A 21933-nucleotide genomic window follows, 5' to 3' on the forward strand; every position below is an offset into this window, starting at 1 on the left:
GGTCCCTCGCTCGGGAGCGACCGCAGCTATTTCCAGTCGGCCTCAGACACCGTGTGTTCGGTTGCCGTACAGCGATCGTTAACTGTTTGCTAACAGGCGCTCGATCGGACTTTTCGGCGAGGAATTTCCAGTTCAGAGGTATACAGACTTTTCCTGACGGTGAAGTTAATTCTTGCCAAAGTCCGTCGTCGCCCGTTTTGTACACATGTAGATTTCACGCTCGTCGATCGTCCGATCTTGAAGGGGTTTTGATGCGCGCTTTGTTGGCCCAGTCACCCATTGCCGCCCTTGCTGCGGTCTGCATTGCCGTACCGGCAGGCACTCCCGCGGCAAACGTCGCGAGCGCCAGCCCGGACCACAAGGGCATCACCTACACCCTGGCCGCCAAGTCGTCAGAGGCCACGAACACCGCACCTGACTTGAAGCTGGTCCTCGCGCCGACCGGCACAGATGCCGGGGTCGGTAGCGGCGTGGCGGGCGGCTCGCCGACGAAGCTCGAGCTGCTGGCGCTTCCCGACAGCGTCGCCGCCAGCGTCACGGCGAACGGAACCGGCTCCGTGCCAAGCACATTCATCGCTGCTGGCCGGACCGCGGCGGCGGGCATCATCAGCGATCTCAATCAAACCGCGGCGGCGGCGGTGACCGCATCGCCGACGCTGCTGGACGTGCTACAGCTGCCGCTGCAAACCCTGTGGGCGATCGGCGCAGGCGTCGACATTCCGCCGACCCTTGATCCGAAGACCTACACCTCCCTGCTCACCGTGACCTCCAACGCAATTCAGGTCGCCATCCTGCCGCTGACAGTCATCAACCTGGCGCTCTACGGGCAGGCCCAGAAGATCCCGGACACAATCACCAAGACCCTCAACACCGCGGCCACGTCTCTGTTCCAAGGACTGCCGGCGTCGATCGCCGCCACTTTGCAGTACGACGTCAACGTCTTACAGCAGTTCTTCGGTGGCCTCGGGGCAACGGGGGCCACGGCGACGGCAGCGTCAAGCCTCGCCGTATCCCCGGCCGCGGTCGTCGCCGCCACTCCGACCCTGCTGGACGTGTTGCAGCTGCCGTTGCAAACCGCGTGGTCGATCGGCGCGGGCGTGAACGTGCCCAGCTCTCCGCTGATCCCGAAGCCGTACACCTCGCTGCTGACGGTGACCTCCAACGCAATTCAGGTCGGGCTGCTTCCGTTGACGGTCCTCAACCTTGCGCTGTACGGACAGATCCAGAAGATTCCTGACACCATCACCACGACGATCAGTACGGCTGTCAGCTCGCTGCTGCAAGGCCTGCCGGCCTCGATCGCCGGCACGCTGGCCTACGACGTGGACGTGTTGCAGCAGTTCTTCGGCGGGCTCGGCGCCATGATGGCCACGCCCAATGGCGCAACGACGACGGCGGCTGCTCTCTCCGCATCGCCGTCCGTAGCCGTTGCCACTACTCCGACGCTGCTGGACGTGTTGCAGCTTCCGCTGCAGACCATTTGGGCGATCGGCGCGGGCGTGAACGTGCCCAAGTCCGAACTCATCCCGACGCCCTACACCTCACTGATCACGGCCACCTCGAGCGTGATCCAGGTCGGGCTGCTGCCGCTGACCGTTCTCAACCTGGCGCTGTACGGACAAATCCAGAAGATTCCCGACACCATCACCACGACGCTGGCCACCGCGGTCAAGACGGTGTTCCAGGACTTGCCTGCCTCGATCGCCGGCACGCTGGCCTACGACGTCAATGTTGTCCAGCAGTTCCTCGGCAGCCTGAACCCCGTTCCGAACGCGGTCGCGGCGAGAACTTCGGATTCTCTGCAGACAAAGGTCACAACGCTTGCGGCCCCGTCCGACCCGCAAGCGGACGCGAAGACCGGCGACACCACTGGCACCACCGGCGGCGACAAGAGTACGGCTACAACGTCGGCTGCAACGACTTCCGGCGACAAGACCAAGACCGATGACACGACGCCTACCGGTAGCACCGCAACGACGGCGACCGGCTCCAGCGGGGAGACGAAGACGGGCACCGCCACCGGGGACACAAAGACGGGTAGTTCCGGCGACACAAAGACGGGCAGCACAAGCGGCTCGACTACCGGTACGACCACAGGGACCCCCACCGGCGGCACGACTTCCGGCACGACCGGCACAACTTCCGGCACTTCCGGCACTACCGGCACTACCGGAACTACCAAGACCGGTACGACAGGCGACACCAAGACCGGTACGACGAGCGGAGGAGCCGCCGATGGCGCCACCTCCGGCAGCCACACGACCGGCTCCGAAAGCGGCACGAGCGGCACCGCGAACTAGTAGTCCAGTCCCGTCCACGGCATCTGCCCCCTCCAAAACGGGAGGGGGCAGATCGCGTTGTGGCCTATATCCCAAGGTTCGTGCCGTACGCTGCGCGCAGCCCAACGAAGGGGACGCGTGCCATGCAACCGAATTCGCTCGACCCCGTTGCCGGTGAACGACTGTCGCACGCTGAGCGCGTGTTCACCTCCGATCTGTCGATCAACGAGTTCGCACTCCTGCGGGGAGCGGGCTTCGAACCAATCGACCTCGTAATGGGCGTCTCCGTCTATCACGTCGGCTTTCAGTTCTCCGGCTTGCGGCAACAAATGGAACTGCCGACCCTCACCGAGGCCACCTACCGCGCGCGGTGGAACGCGATGAGCCGCATGCAGGCTGAGGCGGACACGTTGGGCGCCGACGGTGTCGTCGGGGTGCGTCTTCAATGGCGCAATCAAGGCGAATCCGGTGAACACCTGGAATTCACCGCGGTTGGTACCGCGGTGCGCTACACCGAGAAGCCCGGCGCATACCGCCGCCCCAACGGTCAAGCGTTCACCAGCCACCTGTCCGGTCAGGACCTGGTCACCCTGCTCCGTTCCGGCTACACGCCCGTCGCCTTCGTGATGGGCAACTGCGTGTTCCACATCGCCGTGCAGGGGTTCATGCAGACACTGCGGCAGATCGGCCAGAACGTCGAGATGCCGCAGTGGACTCAGGGCAACTACCAAGCCCGCGAGCTGGCGATGTCACGTATGCAAGCCGAAGCCGAGCGCGATGGCGGAAAAGGCGTTGTCGGTGTGCAATTCACGATCGCAAACTACGCGTGGGGCTTTCACACGGTCGAGTTCTACGCGGCAGGAACGGCCGTGCGACCGACCGGCCACACCGAGACGATCACGCCGTCGTTCGTCTTGCCGATGAGTGGCTGATGACGGGCTTCGACCCTGATCGGGTCAGCCGCACGGTCGCGGCCGCACTGTCCGGACCGGGCGGCGTCGGGCTGGTGGTCAAAGTGTTCGCCGGGCTACCCGGCGTCGTACATACACCGGCGCAACGAGGGCTGTTCCGGTCACAGCCCGAACGCGTACACATCGGCGACTGGCGATACGAAGTCACCCGCGATGGCCGGTTGCACGCGGGGCACTTCGTGAACGGCATCGTGATCGCCGAAGAGACGCTGCCCGCTGCCGCTGTCGGCCCGCACATCGCCCGGGCGCTAGGCCAAATCGTCGATAGGTACGGCGCTAATGTTCTCCCGCAAATCGACGCGGCCGTCGACGCCTTGCAGACCAGTTCCGGCTACTGATCAATCAACCTTAGCCAGTGCCGCGGTAAACGAGACCGACACGGCGTCAACGACTTTCATCGATCCCATCAACATCGAGTACGGCTTGACGCCGAACTCGGTCTGGCGGACATCGGCTTGACACGACAACCGCCAACTGTCGCCGCGATCATCGACATGCAGATCGATCACACGTTCACGCATCACACCGTGGATTTCTAACGAGCCGGCGAGGCGGTAGCCGTCGCTCGTCTTCTCGACGTCGCTGGCCTGGAAGCTGATCTCTGGGAAACGGTCGGCGCCAAGGGCCTTCAACGCATGGGACCGCGCCAGCGCCTTCTCCGGTCCCGACAGCGGCGTCACACCGCCCTCGCCTCGCACGACCTGAAGCGAATCCACCGCGACCGTCAGCTCAACGTCGGCGGGTTCGCCGTCAGTCCACTTCACCGTCGCCCGCCAAGTGTTCATGGCGATCGTCAGGCGGTGCCCCATCTTCGCGGCTCTGCCCGTGACGCCCGTACGAACCAGCAGCTGGCCGTCCGATTCGTCGAAACGCCAAACGTCCGTAGTCACCGGCCGAATGTATCCACAAGATCCGACCATCTGAGTGAGCGGGTCACCGTTGCCCCGCTGAACAGGAGCTGGCGACCATGTCTCCGAGTAATCCGTGGCGTCATCCGCCGGGCGTTCCGCGCTGTGAACCTCCAAGAGCCGAAGGACGCTTCTTCCTGTCCCTACGAACAGGTTGCTGACTGGGGCGCCGACATGGCCCACGTGGCCGATGCGCTTCTCCGGCCTCATGCCGGAAGGTCGTTCCTGCGGTCGCACTTGTAGTCAGCGCGGGCCGACCACCGTTGCGCCGTCCGCCATCTGGTGGACGAACTGCGGGCAGTAGGCCTGCGCCGCATCGACGATGATCAACACGGCGGTCTGCCGGTCCAGTCGCGAGTTCGCGCCGACCATACGCTGGCTGATCTCGGCGGGCGTCATGCCCTGACCGAGGGCGTCGCAGGCGTGGTGTGCGACATTGATGGCCGACTCAGTGGCGCCGAAGCCAATGCCTTGCTGCTGCAGGTTGCCCAGGAACTGGTCGTCGGCGGCGTCCGCGTGGGCGGTGCCAGCGGCCAGCAGGGCGGCCATAACGAGCGTGCCGGCGGCAAGCGCGGTCCGGACGACGGGCTTGGTGATTCGAGACGTGAACATTTTCGGTGGGCTCCTTCTATGGGTTGGGCGTTGCGATTCTGAGAATTCGCGCGAACCCTCGGCCGGTTCTCAAGTGATCCTTGGCGGTGCGACGCCGGCGTTTTTCAACCAATAGGCATTGCCCGTAGCAAACCCATGATCAAATCAGCGGTGACATCGGACGCGCGCGACAAGAACCTGCCAAGAATCCCTTGAGAAACACGCGAGGCGGCCCTCGCAGTCTTGCGGTGACCACTTCATATGCCTCGCAAGGAGACCGACATGACCACCGTTACGCGCACGAAGCTGGCGCTGACCGCCATGGCCACCGCCGCGGTCGCCATCGGCCTGCCGGCAACCGCGAACGCAGGCATCCCGCCGTCTTTTCAAACACCGTCGGACAACATCATGTGCTGGATCGCCGACAACGCAGCCACCTGTCGGATCGTCGACTACACGTATTCGGCTCAACAACAAGATTGCCCGTCGCCCGGTGGGCCTAACGGATTCTGGCTCAAGGAGGGCATGCCGGCCGTCCTGGAGTGCTCCGACAACCCGCCAGGCACCTATACAGGCTTGCGGGCTCACGTGACGCTCGACTACGGGCAGACGAAGGCCGTCGGCGTGATGACTTGTGCCAGTGAGCCTTCGGGGGTGACGTGCACCGACACCAGCAGCGGCCACTTCTTCCGGGTTTCCCGCGACTCCTACGAGCTCGGCTGACCAAGGACCCGTGATGAAACGAAACCTATTCGTTGGCCTTGCCGTGACCGCGACAATTGTTGCAGCAGCAGGATGTTCGACAGACAACCACGGTGCGTCGCCGACGACCTCTGTGTCGGCGACCGCGATGCCCACGCAATCACAGAGCGCTACGGAGCCGTCGCACCCTGTGACCTATTCACCTCAAGTCGAGCTGCCGTTCGGTGACAACATCAATCATCTCGCCGGTGTAGCGGTCGATACCGCGAGCAATGTCTATGTCCTCGACCTTTACTACGGCCAGGTGTGGAAGCAGGCGCCCGGCGCGGTTCACCTCACCCAGCTGCCATTCACCGACCCCGGCCGGCCCGTCAATGTGGCAGTCGACACTGAGGGCAACCTCTACATCGTCGACGATTTCAAGAGCCGAGTTCTGAAGTTGGCACCGGGAACCGGGAACCCAACCGTGTTGCCGTTCAACGACATTCAACCCCGCGATGTAGCGGTGGACGCCGCGGTCAACGTCTACGTCACCGACTCGAACACCAACCGAGTGTGGAAGCTCGCCGCGGGGGCGAGCAACCCAATCGACCTGCCGTTGGCCGATACTCAACCCGGCGGTGTGGCGGTGGACGCCGCGGGCAACGTCTACGTCACCGACCGCCACGCCAAACGGGTGTTGAAGCTCGCGACAGGAGCGAGTAGTCCAACCGCCCTGCCGTTCAATGACTTAAACGCACCTTCCGATGTAGCCGTAAACGCCGCGGGCGACGTGTTCGTCACCGATTTCGGCGCCGACCGCGTGCTGAAACTGACGGCCGGGGCGAGCAGCCCAACAGTGTTGCCGTTCAACGGCTTGAAACACCCCGCCGCTGTGGCGGTAGATCCCACGGGCAATGTCTACGTCCTCGACGACGGCCACTTCCGCGTATTGAAGCTGCCAATCCACTGATGCCGCCAAGAATCACTTGAGAATCCCCCGAGCCTCAGGCCGCAACCTACCTACGACAACAACCACACACCCGCTCCACGGAAAAGGACATCAGCATGGACCACAGATTGCTCAGCAGAGTAGGCGGTTTCGCGATCGCCGCAGTGACGGTCGCGGGGTGCTCGTCGCCGGTCAATTCACCTGCGGCGCCGGATCTGTCGAGCAGTACGGCGACGCCGGCTGCCACATCAGCACCGGCGCCGGCTGCGACTGCCGCGGCGCACGGTGTCGAGGGCACGATCAAGGATGTGCCGTGGTCGAAGGTCGGCCCGGGTTGGACACTCGCCGCGTGGAGCCCAGTGACCCCCCACATGCCCGGCGAGCAGCCGGCGCCGGGCGAGCCGGACCCTGAGACGGCTGCCACGACGCTGTACCTCGTCGACCCGGCAGGAAACCGCTACGCGATCAGCACATTCGCGGGCGCCGACGCGCGGCTCCGGTTGGCCGATTGGTCCGGCGACGGCAGCCACGCCTTGTTCGTGTCGTCCGAGTACCCGGAATCGTCGAAGGTCATTTCGGTCGACCTGCACACCGGTGCTCAGACCACGATCCCCGTCAAGGGCTATCCCCGCTACACCCGACCGGACGGCAAGGCACTGTTGGTTTCGACGGAATTCAACGGCAACGAGCCCGGAACGCTGAAGCGGATCGACTTTGACGGCAACGTGCAGATGAAGTATCCGACCGAAGATCTCGGCGGTGCCGGCCAGTTCAGCGGCCGCTACCTGGCGTCACCCGACGGAACCCAGCTCGTCCTCGGGACCGCCAACCTCGGAAACGAACTCGTGCCGCGCAGCGACGACAGTCTGGTGGTGGTCGGCAACGACGGAACGATGATTCGAACAATATCGACACCGATGAAGAACGCCGACTGCTCCCCGGTGAGGTGGTGGGCCCCCACCGTGGTCCTCGCCAGCTGCACCGCCGAACACAGCTCGGCAAGCCAGCTCTGGAAAGTGCCTATCGACGGTGGGGCGCCCACCGCGCTCACCGCGGTCAACTCCGGCCAGGGCAACGATCCGGGGTTCGGCGGGGACACCCGCGACTCAAACGCCTGGCACCTGCCGAGCGGCACCTTCCTTCAGTCATTGGGGGCGTGCGGCACAGTGTTCATGTCTCGCTTGACCCCGGACGGACACACCACGCGCGTCAATGTTCCGGGTGTGTCCGACAGCGTGGTCGTCACCGGTGCGACCGGCGACAAGTTGGTACTCCAGGCGCAGGTGGGCTGCGGCGGAACTACGTCGCTGCTGACCTACGACCCGGCCACCAACACTTCGACCGTACTGCTCGGCCCGCCCGTCAACGGAGGGGGCGTCACAGAGGCGATCCTCTTCCTGGAAGGGAAGTAGCCATGAATCACGTTGCACGCCAGATCACTACGCTCGTGCTCATCGCGGGCGCGACGATCGCCGCGCCGGTCGCGCGGGCCGACACGCCACCACCTCCGTGCTCATCCGGGCAAGTACACGTGAGCAACGGCGGAGAGCAGGCGGCCGCGGGACATCGCCGGGTGCTGCTGGTCTTCCGCTTGGACCCCGGTGACGCGCCGTGCACGCTCACCGGCTATCCCGGAGTCGCGTCCGGCGCCGGCGGGCCGTCGATCCAGGCGAACTGGACCCTGCACGGCTACATGGGCGGCATGCAGACGGAAATTCCACCCACCGTCACGGTGTCACCGTCGCAGCCGGCGTACGCAGTCGTCGAGGGCGCCGCGGTCGGTGACTCCGATCGCCCATGCCCGACGTACACCGCCCTGCAAGTGATTCCACCGGACACCACCGATGCGGCCGCCGTCCCGGCAAATATCGACACCTGCGCGCTGCAGGTCCATCCCGTGAATTCACAGCCGTAGCACCAGAAAGGGAGTCGACATGACTACACGAAAGGTGTTGATCGCACTCACCGGCGCCACGGTCATTGCCGGCGCGACAGCGTGCGGCACGTCAAGCACACCACACCAGACTGTCCCGAATTCGCCAAGTGCAGCAACGACATTGACGTCTGTCGCGGCTACCCCATCGCCGCATCAACCCACACCGGCGGCCAGCGCACAATCGGCGTGTTCCGACCTCGGCGGAACCGTTGACGCCAACCAGATATGCCAGGTCCGATTGTCCGCCGTGAATGGCAGACGCTCATGGACGACTACGGCCTAGTCGGCGACAACACCCTCGGCGCGAAGGTGTACCAGAACTTCGCGCTCACCGACGACGCGGTGATCTTCTTCATCGGCCAGGGCATGTGGCTGCCGGAAGTCGCTGGCCCACAGCAAGTCTCGATATCCCGCGCCGAGCTCGCATCAATCCTGGTCTAGCCGGAAGCGCCGAGTTCGAAGGTGAATTCATGGTCGCCGACGCGAATACGATCCCCATCGGTCACCGTGGCGCTGCCCCGAATCCGGTTGCCCGCCACAGTCACCCCGTTGGCCGACCGCAGGTCAGTGACGACGAAGCTGGTCCCGGTATCGACGATCATCGCGTGGTAGCGGCTCACCGTAGCATCGTCGAGAACGACGTCATTGTCGGGAAGGCGCCCGATGCGGGTGGCCGCTCCGCGCAGCGGATAGGTGCGTCCATCAGCGTTACGCAACTGTGCGGCGGCCAACAACTGAGAGGCTCTCGTGCGTTGCTCAAGGGTCGCTACGGCCCGCATAGCGGTCCTTCGGGCTGCGCTCTTGACGTCGAGGGGCTCCTGGCGAAGGATCCGCTCGTGCAGGGCCCGCAACGTGGGACCGGGGTCGATCCCCAATTCGTCGGCGAGCGTTGCCTTCAACCGCCCATACGCCTCGAGCGCATCGTATTGGCGTTCCACCAGATAGTAAGCGGTGATCAGCTGCGCCCACAGCGGCTCACAATAGGGATGCTCGGTCGCAAGCGCTTCGAGCTCGCCGACAATGGAAGGTGTTCGACCGCAGGCTATCTCAGCCTCGGCCCACGCAGTTTGCGCCGCGAGCTTGTCCTCCCCGAGCGCGGCGGCATATGCCTCGACGAACTCGAATTCACGCAGATCGTCGAGGACCGGCCCACGCCACTCCGCCAGCGCGGCCGACAGATGTCTGCCGGCGTGCTCGAACCGGCCTTCGGCAGCAGCGCGCATTCCCGCGGTCTGCTCGGTGGTGAAACAGCCGATGTCGCACGCCGCGTCGGGCACGTTGAGCCGATACCCTGGCTGCGCGCGGACCAAGACGGCGGCGGGATCGGCGCCAGCCTTGCTCACCAGGCGGCGGAGGTTTGATACGTATGTGTGCAGGCTGGCCCGAGCCTCCGACGGCGGCTGCTGCCGCCACGCCGCGTGAAGCAACGAGTCGATCGCGACGGGGCGATTCCGGTTGATCAACAACATCGCCAGCACTGCCCGCTGCTTGGCCGCGCCCAACGACAGCTCGGTGCCGTCCGCGCTCACCTGCAGCGGTCCCAATAAACCAAACCGGAGAGCGCTGTTCGCCATGGCGGCAGCAAACCCCTCGGCGGGGTGGTTCGTCAAGCCCCATCGCGATCCCGAAGACGGCAATGCTTAACGGGCGGAAGGCATTGCTGATCGCCAGTGTTGCCGTGGTGGCGGCGGTGGCGCTGGTAACGGGCATCACCATCGGACTCCGGATGGGCAACAAGGCGCCGTCGCCCGCGGCCTCCACCGCTCTGGCCGCCGATTTTGCCCAGTTGGAAGCCAAGCTGCACATAACAGCGGGTGTCGCGGTCAGCGCCGTCGGCACCGGCCAGGAGCCAATGACGTTGGGAGAGTGGCAAAGCGGACCGGCCTGGTCGACCATCAAGGTACCGCTGGTCATCGCGGCGCTGCGCGACGAGAAGCCGCCGAGCGTCACCGACGCGATGGTCGCTGCGATCACCGAATCGAATAACGCGGCAGCTGAGTCGATCTGGGCGAGTCTAGGTGATCCGATCACCGCCGCCCACAAGGTCGACGACGTACTGAGGCAATCGGGCGACCCGACGACGGTCCAGTCGCAAAAGGTGCGCCCGGAGTTCTCCGCGTTCGGTCAGACAGACTGGCCGTTGACCGAGCAGGTGCGGTTCACCTCGGCCGCGGTGTGTGACAACGCAAATGCGCCGATCTTCGCTTTGATGGGAGGTGTCCAAGCCGACCAGCGATGGGGTCTCGGCACCGTGCCAGGCAGCCGGTTCAAGGGTGGCTGGGGGCCATCACCGACGGGAAGCTACCTGGTCCGGCAGATGGGCGTGCTGGCCACCCCAAATGGAATGATCGCCGTCGCGCTAGCCGCACAACCGGCGTCGGGAAAGTTCGAGGACGGCACCGCCGCCCTCACCGAAATCGCCGCATGGCTGATCACCCACCTGAGCGCGCTGCCGACCGGCGAATGCAATCACCACAAGTAGACGCGGGCGTTGTTCCCGCCGATGCAGGTGATCCAGCTGTCGCCGGGTTCCTTTTGGCAATGCATGAGGAAGTTCGAGCCGTCGCATAGCGCGCCGGCCACAGACTTGCAGTCGACCGCGCCCGGCGCCGACACGGCCCGCGGGAGCGGGCTGGCGTTGCCGTATGCGCCCCAGTACGACGTCAGCACGCTCTGCGTGAACAGGCACGATGTTTCGGCAGTTCCCCGTCCGGCGTGTGTTCCAAAGCCGGTGGCGTTCGGCAACGTAAAGCCCTGGTCGCAGGATTGATGACGGACGCTGTTGTCAGGTCCGGTCACCACCGGTGGCGTTCCAGAGGACGGACTCTGATTCGAGGACCCTCCGAAACTGCGGTCGGCCAGCAGGCCGATCACCACACCGATGCCACCGAGGACAAGGGCAGCCGCGACCGCGATCACCAACGGCAGCATCCACCCGCGACGGGAGGCAGAGCCAACCGTCGTGGGCTCGGTCGGCAAGCCCGATGGTGAGACCACGGTCGGGTCCATCGCCGGGATCTGCGATGGAGCGGTTGGCAGCGTGGGCGACGGCGGGGACACCTTGTGCAGCGCCCGTTGCGACGCGCGGGCCAGGGCGCCGGCCGACCCATAGCGGTCGTCGGGCTCCTTGGCCATGCCGCGCGCGATGACGTCGTCGAAGGCGGCCGGGACACGCGGATTGGCCGCGCTCGGCCGCGGGGGCGGCGAAGCGATATGAGCCGCAACCAAGTTCTCGAGACTGTCACGGGCAAACGGGATCTCCCCCGTCAACGACTCGTACAGGACACACGCCAGCGAGTACACATCGACCGCGGGGGTGCCGACGGGGTCCCTAAAGCGTTCGGGCGCCATGTAGTTCAAGGTGCCGATCTGGCTGCCGGCCGTCGTCAGGCGGCTCTCTCCGCTGGCCTCGGCGATTCCGAAGTCGACCAAGTAGGCGAAATCGGCCGGTGTGACGATGATGTTCTGCGGCTTGATATCGCGATGGATCAGACCTTCCGCGTGCGCGGCGTCCAAAGCCGCCGCGATTTGATTGATGATGCTCACTGCCCGTGCGGGTTCCAGCGGGCCAGCCTCGATCAGTTCAAGGACCGTCTGCCCTTTCACCAGCCGCATGTCGATGTAGAGACTGCCGTCGATCTCACCCCAGTCGTGGATAGGAATGACATGCGGTTCTTGCAGAATCGCCGCCGCCTGCGACTCACGCTGAAATCGCGTCCGAAACGCGACATCGTGGGAAAACTCCCCAGCGAGTATTTTCAGCGCGACGGTTCGGCCCTTGCCAGTGTCGTACGCCTCGTATACCTCACCCATCCCACCCTTGCCGAGCAGACGCGTGATGTTGTATTTGCCGAACGTCGTACCGACGCGCGAGTCCACCGCAGTCTCCCTGGTCCAGTTGGCTACCGACGAAGTATCGCCCGGGCGGCCGGGCCAGGCGACTGTTTGCCGTCATCATGGGCGTGGCGGTTGCCCCTGGTTGTCAATCGATGCGGTGAGTACATCGAAGCAGTTATCTTGTGCGCCAAACATACTGGCGCCCCCAGGGGCCGTTCAACGCCGCGTGTGCGATCGGCGCGGAGGCCGCTCCAAATGTCAACAGCCGAATACCGACGGGAGTAGCCTGGGGGCGTCGTGTTGAGCCAGTAGCACGTTGAATTCAAACGTACGATTCCTAGCTTCATCAGGGCGAACAGTGACAGAAACACCAAGTGCATCACCCACAGGTCAGTCCAAGTGGTTATCGAAGTCCGCGGCGCAAACCCGCGGGTCGGACAAGAAGGAAGTCCAGTTCCACTACGACATCTCGAATGACTTCTTCAAGCTGTGGCAGGACCCCACCCAGACCTACAGCTGTGCCTACTTCGAGCGCGACGACATGACGCTGGAAGAAGCGCAGATGGCAAAGGTAGACCTCGCCCTGGGCAAGCTGGGCCTGCAGCCGGGGATGACGTTGCTCGATATCGGCTGCGGCTGGGGCTCGACGATCATGCGGGCCGTCGACCGCTACGACGTCAACGTCATCGGCCTCACCCTGTCGGAGAACCAGAAACGGCACATCGAGAACCGCTGGTTCGCGAATTCGAAGAGTAAGCGCCACATGGAGGTGCGGCTGCAACCGTGGGAGGACTTCGACGGGCAGGTCGACCGGATTGTGTCGATCGGCGCCTTCGAGCACTTCGGCTTCAACAAGTACGACGACTACTTCAAGAGCACGTTCAACTGGATGCCCGACGACGGTGTGATGCTGCTACACACGATCATCATCCCGAGCGACGAGGAAGTTAAGGCAAAGAAGCTGCCGCTGAAGATGTCAACGGTGCGGTTCATCAAGTTCATCATGGACGAGATCTATCCCGGCGGTCGTCTGCCGCTGGCCGCGCAGGTCACCGAACACGCCGCCAAGGCGGGCTACACCATCACCCGCGAGCAGCATCTCCAGCCGCACTATGCCCGGACGCTCGACACGTGGGCGGCAAATCTCGAGGCCAAGAAGGAGGAAGCAATCGCCATCACGTCGGAAGAGGTCTACGAAAGGTTCCGGAAGTACCTTACCGGTTGCGCCGACCTGTTCCGCAATGGCTACACCGACGTATGCCAATTCACCTGCGAAAAGGCAGTCGCTTAGCCAATTTAGGAAAATTGCGTTATAAAAACCCGGGTACAACGCACATGGACGGGATCGCATTCTGATCCCACCCGGAGGAGGTCAAACGCAGATGTCGGACAGCGGGTCGGGCTCGACGGGTATGCGGCCGGCATACGAGGACATCCAAGCCCATTACGACATCTCAAACGATTTCTTTGGGCTTTTTCAGGATCCAACTCGTACGTACAGCTGCGCGTACTTTCAGCGCGACGATATGACGCTGGAGGAAGCGCAGATCGCCAAGATCGACCTCGCGCTGGACAAGCTGGGCCTGCAGCCGGGGATGACGCTGCTCGATGTCGGCTGCGGCTGGGGTTCGGTGATGAAGCGTGCAATCGAGAAACACGACGTGAACGTCGTCGGCCTCACTCTGAGCAAGAATCAACGCAGCTTCGCTCAGCAGCTTCTGGACGAGATGGACACCGACCGCTCCCGGAAGGTGTTCCTGCGCGGGTGGGAGGAGTTCGACGAGCCCGTCGACCGCATCGTCAGCATCGAGGCGTTCGAGGCATTCCCGAAAACGCGGTATAAGGCGTTTTTCGAGACTTGCTACAACATCATGCCCAGCGATGGCCGAATGGTCTTACAGACCATCATGGGTCACCCGCTGAAGCGCTGGCCCGACATGGGCATTCCGATCACCATGACCGATCTGAAGTTCATGCGGTTCATCGCCAAGGAGATCTTCCCCGGCGGTTCGGTGCCGTGCGACGAAGACGTCGAGGAGTACTCGCGCGACGCCGGCTTTTCGGTAGAGAACACCGACCTGTTGAGCCCGCACTACGTCACGACTCTCGACATCTGGGCGGAGAAACTCGAGGCCGCCCACGACGAGGCGGTCGCCGCGACGTCCGAAGAGGTATACGAGCGCTACATGAAGTACCTCATCGGATGTTCGGACTTCTTCAAGCGCGGCGTCTCCTACGTGGGGCAGTTCACGCTCGCCAAGAATCAATAGGCTCCGAACGCCAACGCGACATTGTGCCCGCCGAGGCCGAAGGATTCGCTGATCGCATAGCGGTAGTGGTCGCGGCGCGGCTGATCGGCTACGACGTCCAGATCGATCTCGGGGTCGAGGTCTTTCAGGTTGAGTGTCGGTGGCACGACTCCGTCGCGCAATGCCTGCACGGTCAGCACGGCCTCCACCGCGCCGGCGGCGCCCATGGAGTGGCCCAACGCAGCCTTGGGCGCATACACCACGGGCATGTGGTCGCCGAGAGCGTTGCGAATCGCGCGGGCCTCAGCGAGGTCACCGAAGTCAGTTCCGGTGGCGTGGGCGTTGATGTGGTCGATGTCAGCCGGTGTCAGCCCGGCGAGGTGAATGGCACGAGTGATGGCATCGCCGGCCCGCTCGCCGTTGGGGTCGGGCTTGACGATGTCGAAGGCGTCGGACGTGATGGCCGCCCCCATGAGACGGGCCAGGATGCGGGCGCCGCGCGCCTTGGCATGTTGCTCGGTCTCGATGATCATCAGCGCGCCGCCCTCACCGAACACCATGCCGTCGCGGTCTTTGTCGAACGGTCGACAGGCGCCGGGCGGGTCGTCGTTGTTGGTGGACAACATGCCCAGTTGCATGAACGCGGCGATCGGTACGGCCTCGATATGGGTCTCGACGGCGCCACAGATCGCGATGTCGGCCTCGCCGACAACGATGTGTCGCCACGCCTCGGCGATGGCCGCGGCACCCGAGGCGTCAGCCATCAGCGGCGAGATGATCCCGGCCTTGGCCTGGCGGTCCAGCCCGACGGCGGCGGCAGGCCCGTTGGGCATGTGCATCTGCACCGTCAGCGGGGACACCGCGCGCAGGCCCTTTTCCCGCCAGGCGTCATGCTGGATGGGAATCTCCTCGGTGGAACCCAGTGCGAGCCCGATCGACACCACGAGCCGCCTGGTGTCGACCTCCGGTGATCCTGCGGTGCTCCAGAGTCGCCGACTCAGCACGGTGGACATCTTCTGCATGTACGACGTCCGCCGCCGCTCGACGCGATCCAGCTGCTCGTCGAACGTTTCCACCAGCTGCCCGCCGATGCGTACCGGCGAATCGAACTCTGCGACGAACGGCTTGTCCAGCTCACGGATACCGCTTCGGCCCTCCAGCAGGAGCTTCCAGGTGTCCTCGGCGTCGGAAGCTACCGGAGTGGTCGACGCGACTGCAGTGACGACGACGTCGGGGAAGCCATCGCCGGTTCTCAACGGTGCCATGCCTGCCGAAGTCTTTCTTGTGAGCTGACTGTGTTGAGGTCTCGGTACCCAGGTTAGAAGCTGCCACGGCTTAATTTCCGATATGTGTGCAGAACTCGCTGACCGGGTCGACGACCCGTCGCGCCAAGAATCGTTTGAGAAACGTTCGAGCCGTGGGCCGCAATCTCCCTTCATGACCACGACCTCGTCACCTCCGCGTCGGTTGAGTCGACGCGCCAAAATCGCGCTAGCCATCGGGGCGGCCTTCCTCGTCGCCGTCGCCGCTGCCGTGAGCATCATGGCCCTCGTTGGACATCACTCGGCGAAACCGCGCACGGTGTCCTACTCCTCGCAGGTCCTGCTGCCGTTCACGAGCCTCAAACTTCCCACTGGTGTGGCGGTCGACGCCGCGGGCAATACCTATGTCACCGACTACTTCACCCACCAGGTGTGGAAACTGGCGGCCGGCGCAACCGTTCCGACCCCGCTGCCGTTCACGGGTCTGCACAACCCCAACGGCGTGACGGTCGACCCCCAGGGCAATCTCTACGTCACCGACGAGGGCAACAACCGGGTACTGAAGATGGCGCCGGGCGCGAACAGCCCAACCGTGCTGCCGTTCAAGGGCCTGAATCATCCCGGTGGCCTGGCGCTGGACAGCCGAGGCAACCTCTACGTCGCCGACTTCGGCAACAACCGGGTGCTGCAGCTCGCCGAGGGAGCGAGCGCCCCAACCGTGTTGTCGATCCCGGGGCTCACGTACCCGGAGGGTGTGGCGGTGGATGCTGCCGGTGGCCTCTACGTCACCGACACGGGCCACAAGCGGGTGCTGAAGCTGACGGCGGGGGCGAGCGCGCCAATCGTGCTGCCCTTCAACGGAATCAAAGAGCCGAACGGTGTGGCCGTGGACGCCGAGGGCAACGTCTACGTCGCAGACAAACTGAGCCAACGGGTTTGGATGTTGGCGGCGGGTTCGAGCACTGCAACCACGCTGCCGTCCAGGACCGCGCGAGGCGGTGGCCCCGGAGGCCCGTTCGGTGTGACGGTGGACACCGCCGGCAACCTCTATGTCACCGACGCCGGCAACGGCGGGGTCTTCAGGCTGGCGCCGGGGGCGTCGCATCTGACCGTGGTGCTGTTCAGCAACGTCTCTGGCGCCAGAGGTGTAGCGGTGACTTCCGGAGGCGACCTCTACATCACCGACGACGGACACGTGATGAAGCTGGCGGCGGGGGCGACGGCTCCAACCGTCTTGCTCAAGGACTTGAATATCGCCGACGGTGTGGCGGTGGACCACGCAGGCAACCTCTACGTCGCGGACGAGAACAACCAACGGGTCCTAGAGCTGGCGGCGGGCGCGAGCACGCCAACCGTGTTGCCGCTCACCGGCCTGGAACAGCCCCAGGGTGTGGCCGTCGACAGCGCCGGGAACATCTACGTCACCGACTTCTCCGGCAACCGGGTGCTCAAACTGGCCGTGGGTGCAAGCACCCCCACAGTGATGCCCTTTACCGGTCTCGATCGCCCCGACGGTGTAGCGGTGGACACCGCTGGCAATGTCTACGTCACCGACTACGGCAACAACCGGGTGCTGAAACTGGCGGCGGGGGCCAGCAGTCAGACCGTGCTGCCGTTCACCGGAATCAGGGATCCCGATGGTGTGGCCGTGGACACCGACGGCAACGTCTACGCCACCGATTATCACGATCCGTGCGCGGCGTCGAAACCGCCGTGCTTCTCCACTGAGGGCGGTCAGGTGTTGAAGCTGGCGCCGGGCGCGAGCACGCCAACCGTGTTGCCGCTCACCGGACTGTCTCGGTCTTGGGGCGTAGCGGTGGACAACGACGGCAGCGTCTACGTCACCGACACCGTCAACGACCGGGTGCTGAAGTTACCGGCGGAATAGTCGGCCATCGCGAGTTTCCCCACACCTCAAACATGTTCCTAAGAAAGGACATTGGCATGAAACACATCTCGACCCTCGGGCTCGTCGCCGCGGCGGCGGTGATGGTGGCGGCGTGCGGCACGTCAAACAATCCGCACCAAACCGCGTCGCAGGCCCCAAGTTCGGCCACGGTCGCCTCTGCTTCACCCGCGGCGACCACGGCGCCGGCCCAGCCCACACATGTGGCCGGTGGAACGTCCGGATGCGTCGATCTCGGCGGAACCGTCGGCTCCGACCAGAACTGCCACATTCAGACCTCGACCCCGACCTACAACCTCGAGATGAGCTTTCCGCTCGACTATCCCGACCAGCAAGCGGTAACCGACCTCGTGACGCACGAGCGCGACGAATTCATCAACTGGGTCGCCGAGTACGGCGGGGACGGGCGCAACCGGCCATACGAGGAGGTCGTGACGGCGAAGACGTACCGATCCGCTGGATCCCAAAGCCTGGTGTTCAAGATCTCCGAGGACAGCGGCGCCGCGCATCAAGGCCACCCGAACACCACATTCACTGCGCTGGACTACGACCTGGTCAAGCAGGCCCCGATCACGTTCGACACGCTGTTCAAACCGGACACGGATCCGCTGGAGGTGCTGAACCCGATTGTCCAGCGTGAGTTGGACGCACCGGCTGAGAACCTCGAAGTCCGCGTGTACCAGAACTTTGCGCTCACCGACGACGCCGTGATCTTCTTCTTCGGCGAGAACCAGGTCGTAACGGACAACAATGGGCCGCACAAGGTTTCGGTGCCCCGCACCAAACTCGCATCCGTGCTTGCCTAGCGGTTCCTCGACAAATGCGAGGACTGTCTCACGAACGTCCCGACAGGCGGCGTCAGTGCTGCGGCAGTCCGCGGTGCAGGAACCAGCCTTCTGCCGCGTCGCGGCCGCTAACGCCGGCGGTCATCCTGCGGTGGAATGCTCTGCTCGAAGCTGAACACGTTGTCGGGGTCGTACTTCGCTTTGATCGTGCGCAGTCGGTCGACGTTGTTTCCCCAATAGGCGGTCTCCCAGGCCGCCATGCCGGCATTCGGCACGTTGACGTAGGCGCCATTCACATAGGGCCCCAACGCTTCGCTGAACTCGGCAATCCATGCCTGGCACTTCGCAGTCAGCGGGTCGGCCGTTGCGGGTATTCCACCACGAGTGCCCCAGCCGGCGCCTGGCTCGGCGTAGAAGAGCGCGTTCCGGTGGGCAAACGCTGAGCCGCCGGAAGGCTCACCGGCCTTTACGGCTCCGCCGAAGGCATTCGTGAAGTAGTTGCAATCCGGCGTGGGGGCCTTAGACATGAATGAGCCGACCAGACTGATCGCCTCATCGGGGAACGGGTCGGAGACGAACTGCGAGAAGAACTTCCAGTTTGCGGGCTCCTTGGGTGTCGGTATCTGGAATCCCGCGTAGGTGTCTGCCCAACCCGCGCTCTTTGTCGAGACATCCGGATTGCCGACTGACAAAATCGGCGCCAGCATCTGCGCTGCGTCTGCCTCGGACCCGGACGCGAGTACACCGACCAGCAGGATCTCATCGGGGTGTATCTCGAGCTGACTCGTGAGGCGGTTGTCGACGTGAGGGGCCGAACGCTGCCACGCCTCGAAGACCCGGCCAAGGTCATCGAGGCCTGGCCATGTCGCGGTGACGTAGATGGTCTGCGTCAGCGGATGAATCTTGTAGGTCAGTGACGTGACGATCCCGAAATTGCCGTTGCCAGCGCCACGGAGCGCCCAGAGCAGGTCTGAGTTGTTCTCCTCATCGGCGATGATCGACTTGGCTCCGTCGGTGTTCGACGCGACGACAACCTCCGCCGCGATGAGGTTGTCGGAGGCCATGCCAAAATTACGGGTAAGAAGCCCGAAGCCACCGCCGAGGGTCGCGCCTACCAGGCCGACGGTTCCTTCGGTTCCGGTTGACGCCGCAAAGCCAGCTTCGCCGAGCTCGGTCACGGCTTCCATCTGGTTAAGCCCAGCACCGACTGTCGCAGTGCTCGATGCCATGTCGATTGTCGCCGACTTCATTTCGCTGACATCGATCACGATGCCGTTGTCGACATTGGACCAGCCCTCAAGGCAGTGACGGCCACTACGCACCCGAAGCGTGACATTGTTCTGCCGCGCCCATGTGAGGGCATTGACGATGTCCTGCGTCTCCCGGGCGAACACGATCACCGTCGGATCGTGGGTGAAGAGCAGGTTCCAGCCAGCGCTTGCCACCCGGTAATCGGCGTCGCCCGGGCGGACGATTCGGCCGGTCAGCTCGGCCGGTCGTGCCGTCGTGGACGTCATTCGGTCCTCTCAGGCGCGGCCGCGAAAATGTCTTCTCCCGGCTCGGTGTCGAGCACCTCGCGGCTGAAGATCAACATCTTGGCGAAGTAGACCCCGCCGGCGACGATCAGGCCGACGACGATCAAGGTGGGTACGGTGGCGTCGCCGGGGGTGACGAGCACGAACAGCACGACCGCCTCCCAGACCAGCGCAGCGATGGCGACCGGCAGCTCGAAGCGCCCCAGGCTGAAGCCGCCCTGCTTGTGCTCGAGTCCTTTCCGCACCGCAAGGTAGAGGATGACGATCGCGCCGTAGATGAGCGCAGGCAGGATCGTCGACCCGATGATGAGCTGCAGCAGCGCTGCACCCGGGAGCGCGAGCATCAGGACCACACCGACGACCAGGATCAGGATCGTCGCCGGGACCGGGGTTTGCGTGCGCGTGTTGACCCGCCGCATCACCGCGTGCGCGGGGAAGCGTGCATCGCGCGCCATGGCGAACACCTGCCGCGAGCATGCCGCCATCACCACCATCCCGGCGCCGAACATCGCAAACGTTAGCCCCGCCAACAGGATTCGCTCCGTGACCGGCCCGAGCTGACTGCGGATGATCGCGGCGACCGGCGAGCCGCTGGCGCTCACGCTCGGAATGTCCTTGATAGCGACGGTGAGCGCGATCAGGAACACCAGGCCCAGCACTCCCGCCGCGACCACCGATGCCACAATCGCGCGCGGGACGCTGCGAAACGGATCCTTCGCCTCCTCAGCGAGATTCGCCGCGGAGTCGAAACCGACCAGCGTGGTGAGGCCCATGATCATCCCGGCCATCAACCCGCCCCCGATGCCGAAGTAGTTGGGGTCTCCCGCAGTGACACCGCGCGAGGTGAGGTTGCCGAGGTCGCCGCTGCCCGTGAACACCATGACAGCGGCCAGCGCGATCACCAACACCACGACGATGGCCAGTTCGATTCCAACCGCGCCCGAGGTGATCAGGCCGAGCAAGCGCGTCGAGGCGATGACCAGCACGGCCTGAATAATCAATATCGCCACCGTGATCAGCCGAGCGGTGTCCTCACTCTCGTGCATCCCTACCAGCGGCATGAACGCCTGACTCGCCAACGCGTTATCCAGGGCGACCACGGCGATCGCCAGGTACCAGAACGTCAGCCACCCGAACAACCAACCGATCTTCGGGTTGGCCAGGCGTGAGGCCCACTGATACGAGGAGCCGCTGAGTGCGATGCGGGCCGCGAATTGCGCGACCACCAGCGCCACCAGTGTCTGTCCTACTGCCGCGATGATCCACAGCCAGATTCCGACCGGTCCGGCAGTCCCAAGTAGGTTGTCGTATGTCGCGAAAATGCCGACGGCCACCGAGATGAACGCGAACGAGATCGCGAATACCTGAAAGGGGCCGAGAGTTCGTTTGAGTTCTGGCTCGTAGCCACAGTCTCGACACTCGTCATCTGGAGTAGCGGTGTCCGCCACGTTTTCTACCGTCATATCCGACCTTCCGTGGCGGGTGATGCACCGAACACTAGATGACGGGACGACCCTTTTCACCTCGAAATTGACGATTGCGTGAAATTTGCTGTTCGACCGCCGCGGGAGCACGCCATACCGGTCAGAAAATCCATCTAGCCAGAAACATTGGAGGCTAGAGCATGAGACGAGGCATCCTGGCGAAATCCGAAACGACGAGAAACGTTACACAGGAGTTAGCCGTCCGTTCCCACCAATCGAGGGCAAGTGCATCGCTCATCGCGCACACATGGACGTCCAGTGGTGGAAGCTATCCGGCGAAATCGGGTCGCAGCCCGAGGCATTAAGCACAGCGGCGCAGACTTTCCCGCCCGTTGTGAGAAACACCGTGACAACTCGGCCTCAATCGAATGCAGACCCCCCTCGAAAGGAGGCCTGTCCAGCGCGTGGCAGGTGCAGTGTCGTGTTTCAGGACATACGCATAGGGTGTCGCAAAACATCGGAATAGGTTCGCGGGGCGAGCGTCGGCGGTATGTCGAAGGCTCGTCTGGTTATCACCGCGGTCGTTGTCGAGGGTCGCAGCCAATCCGATGTCTCCC

The 21933-nt window shown here is 64.0% G+C and carries 20 protein-coding genes; 13 read left to right on the plus strand and 7 right to left on the minus strand.

All coding sequences use genetic code 11. The features are described from left to right. Positions 1 to 251 precede the first annotated feature (251 nt). The 3 genes from VJV41_RS06785 (at position 252) to VJV41_RS06795 (ending at position 3588) form a co-directional block, all read left to right on the plus strand. Complete coding sequence (locus VJV41_RS06785) at positions 252 to 2300, plus strand: hypothetical protein (protein WP_325332410.1); 2049 nt, start codon at positions 252 to 254, stop codon at positions 2298 to 2300. Between the two features lie 122 nt (positions 2301 to 2422). Further along, entirely contained in the window at positions 2423 to 3211 is a 789-nt protein-coding gene (locus VJV41_RS06790) for a heavy metal-binding domain-containing protein (RefSeq protein WP_325332411.1), read from the plus strand. After that, on the plus strand, positions 3211 to 3588 hold the full coding sequence (locus VJV41_RS06795) for a DUF5073 family protein (protein ID WP_325332413.1): 378 nt from the start codon (positions 3211 to 3213) through the stop codon (positions 3586 to 3588). Before VJV41_RS06790 ends, VJV41_RS06795 begins: the two co-directional genes overlap by 1 nt. On the opposite strand, the gene VJV41_RS06800 is transcribed toward VJV41_RS06795, so the two are convergent. Beyond that, on the minus strand, positions 3589 to 4140 hold the full coding sequence (locus VJV41_RS06800) for a YceI family protein (RefSeq protein WP_325332415.1): 552 nt from the start codon (positions 4138 to 4140) through the stop codon (positions 3589 to 3591). A 261-nt stretch (positions 4141 to 4401) separates the two neighbouring features. Next, positions 4402 to 4770 carry a DUF732 domain-containing protein gene (locus VJV41_RS06805; protein ID WP_325332417.1) on the minus strand — a complete coding sequence of 123 codons (369 nt, stop codon included), beginning with the start codon at positions 4768 to 4770 and terminating at the stop codon, positions 4402 to 4404. 261 nt (positions 4771 to 5031) lie between these two features. Here VJV41_RS06805 and VJV41_RS06810 point away from each other — a divergent pair, with 261 nt between their 5' ends. From VJV41_RS06810 to VJV41_RS06830, 5 genes are all read left to right on the plus strand, one after another. Next, positions 5032 to 5472: a hypothetical protein gene (locus VJV41_RS06810; RefSeq protein ID WP_325332419.1), complete on the plus strand. Its 441-nt coding sequence runs from the start codon at positions 5032 to 5034 to the stop codon at positions 5470 to 5472. Between the two features lie 169 nt (positions 5473 to 5641). Continuing rightward, the gene (locus VJV41_RS06815; RefSeq protein WP_325332421.1) at positions 5642 to 6403 is read left to right on the plus strand and encodes an NHL repeat-containing protein; all 762 of its coding nucleotides are present in this window, start codon (positions 5642 to 5644) and stop codon (positions 6401 to 6403) included. Between the two features lie 95 nt (positions 6404 to 6498). Further along, positions 6499 to 7794, plus strand: coding sequence for a hypothetical protein (locus tag VJV41_RS06820; RefSeq protein ID WP_325332423.1), 1296 nt, complete (start codon positions 6499 to 6501; stop codon positions 7792 to 7794). Positions 7795 to 7796: 2 nt separating this feature from the next. Continuing rightward, positions 7797 to 8297 carry a DUF4232 domain-containing protein gene (locus tag VJV41_RS06825; protein ID WP_325332425.1) on the plus strand — a complete coding sequence of 167 codons (501 nt, stop codon included), beginning with the start codon at positions 7797 to 7799 and terminating at the stop codon, positions 8295 to 8297. A 246-nt stretch (positions 8298 to 8543) separates the two neighbouring features. Then, positions 8544 to 8759, plus strand: coding sequence for an RsiV family protein (locus VJV41_RS06830; protein ID WP_325332427.1), 216 nt, complete (start codon positions 8544 to 8546; stop codon positions 8757 to 8759). Here VJV41_RS06830 and VJV41_RS06835 read toward each other — a convergent pair. After that, positions 8756 to 9892 (minus strand): BTAD domain-containing putative transcriptional regulator, encoded by a 1137-nt coding sequence (locus tag VJV41_RS06835; RefSeq protein ID WP_325332429.1) that lies wholly within the window; start codon positions 9890 to 9892, stop codon positions 8756 to 8758. The genes VJV41_RS06830 and VJV41_RS06835 overlap by 4 nt on opposite strands. A gap of 62 nt (positions 9893 to 9954) precedes the next feature. Here VJV41_RS06835 and VJV41_RS06840 point away from each other — a divergent pair, with 62 nt between their 5' ends. Next, positions 9955 to 10800: a hypothetical protein gene (locus tag VJV41_RS06840; RefSeq protein WP_325332431.1), complete on the plus strand. Its 846-nt coding sequence runs from the start codon at positions 9955 to 9957 to the stop codon at positions 10798 to 10800. On the opposite strand, the gene VJV41_RS06845 is transcribed toward VJV41_RS06840, so the two are convergent. After that, positions 10788 to 12197 carry a serine/threonine-protein kinase gene (locus tag VJV41_RS06845; protein WP_325332433.1) on the minus strand — a complete coding sequence of 470 codons (1410 nt, stop codon included), beginning with the start codon at positions 12195 to 12197 and terminating at the stop codon, positions 10788 to 10790. The genes VJV41_RS06840 and VJV41_RS06845 overlap by 13 nt on opposite strands. A gap of 316 nt (positions 12198 to 12513) precedes the next feature. Between VJV41_RS06845 and VJV41_RS06850 the strand changes: the two genes are divergently transcribed. Further along, complete coding sequence (locus VJV41_RS06850) at positions 12514 to 13446, plus strand: cyclopropane mycolic acid synthase family methyltransferase (protein ID WP_325332435.1); 933 nt, start codon at positions 12514 to 12516, stop codon at positions 13444 to 13446. 91 nt (positions 13447 to 13537) lie between these two features. Continuing rightward, a complete protein-coding gene (locus tag VJV41_RS06855; protein WP_325332437.1) occupies positions 13538 to 14425 on the plus strand; it encodes a cyclopropane mycolic acid synthase family methyltransferase in 888 nt (295 codons plus the stop codon). Here the strand turns inward: VJV41_RS06855 and VJV41_RS06860 are convergent. Beyond that, a complete protein-coding gene (locus tag VJV41_RS06860; RefSeq protein ID WP_325332439.1) occupies positions 14419 to 15669 on the minus strand; it encodes a KasA/KasB family beta-ketoacyl-ACP synthase in 1251 nt (416 codons plus the stop codon). The two genes, VJV41_RS06855 and VJV41_RS06860, sit on opposite strands and share 7 nt — an antisense overlap. A 172-nt stretch (positions 15670 to 15841) precedes the next feature. Here VJV41_RS06860 and VJV41_RS06865 point away from each other — a divergent pair, with 172 nt between their 5' ends. Together VJV41_RS06865 and VJV41_RS06870 are read left to right on the plus strand one after the other, a co-directional pair. Beyond that, the gene (locus VJV41_RS06865) at positions 15842 to 17554 is read left to right on the plus strand and encodes an NHL repeat-containing protein (RefSeq protein WP_325332441.1); all 1713 of its coding nucleotides are present in this window, start codon (positions 15842 to 15844) and stop codon (positions 17552 to 17554) included. A gap of 56 nt (positions 17555 to 17610) precedes the next feature. Continuing rightward, positions 17611 to 18378 carry an esterase gene (locus VJV41_RS06870; protein ID WP_325332443.1) on the plus strand — a complete coding sequence of 256 codons (768 nt, stop codon included), beginning with the start codon at positions 17611 to 17613 and terminating at the stop codon, positions 18376 to 18378. 107 nt (positions 18379 to 18485) lie between these two features. Here VJV41_RS06870 and VJV41_RS06875 read toward each other — a convergent pair whose 3' ends face one another. Together VJV41_RS06875 and VJV41_RS06880 are read right to left on the minus strand one after the other, a co-directional pair. Beyond that, entirely contained in the window at positions 18486 to 19874 is a 1389-nt protein-coding gene (locus VJV41_RS06875; RefSeq protein ID WP_325332445.1) for an FAD-binding oxidoreductase, read from the minus strand. After that, the gene (locus VJV41_RS06880) at positions 19871 to 21355 is read right to left on the minus strand and encodes an APC family permease (protein WP_325332447.1); all 1485 of its coding nucleotides are present in this window, start codon (positions 21353 to 21355) and stop codon (positions 19871 to 19873) included. Before VJV41_RS06880 ends, VJV41_RS06875 begins: the two co-directional genes overlap by 4 nt. Positions 21356 to 21933 lie beyond the last annotated feature (578 nt).

Source organism: Mycobacterium sp. (assembly GCF_035274705.1).
Lineage (GTDB): Bacteria > Actinomycetota > Actinomycetes > Mycobacteriales > Mycobacteriaceae > Mycobacterium.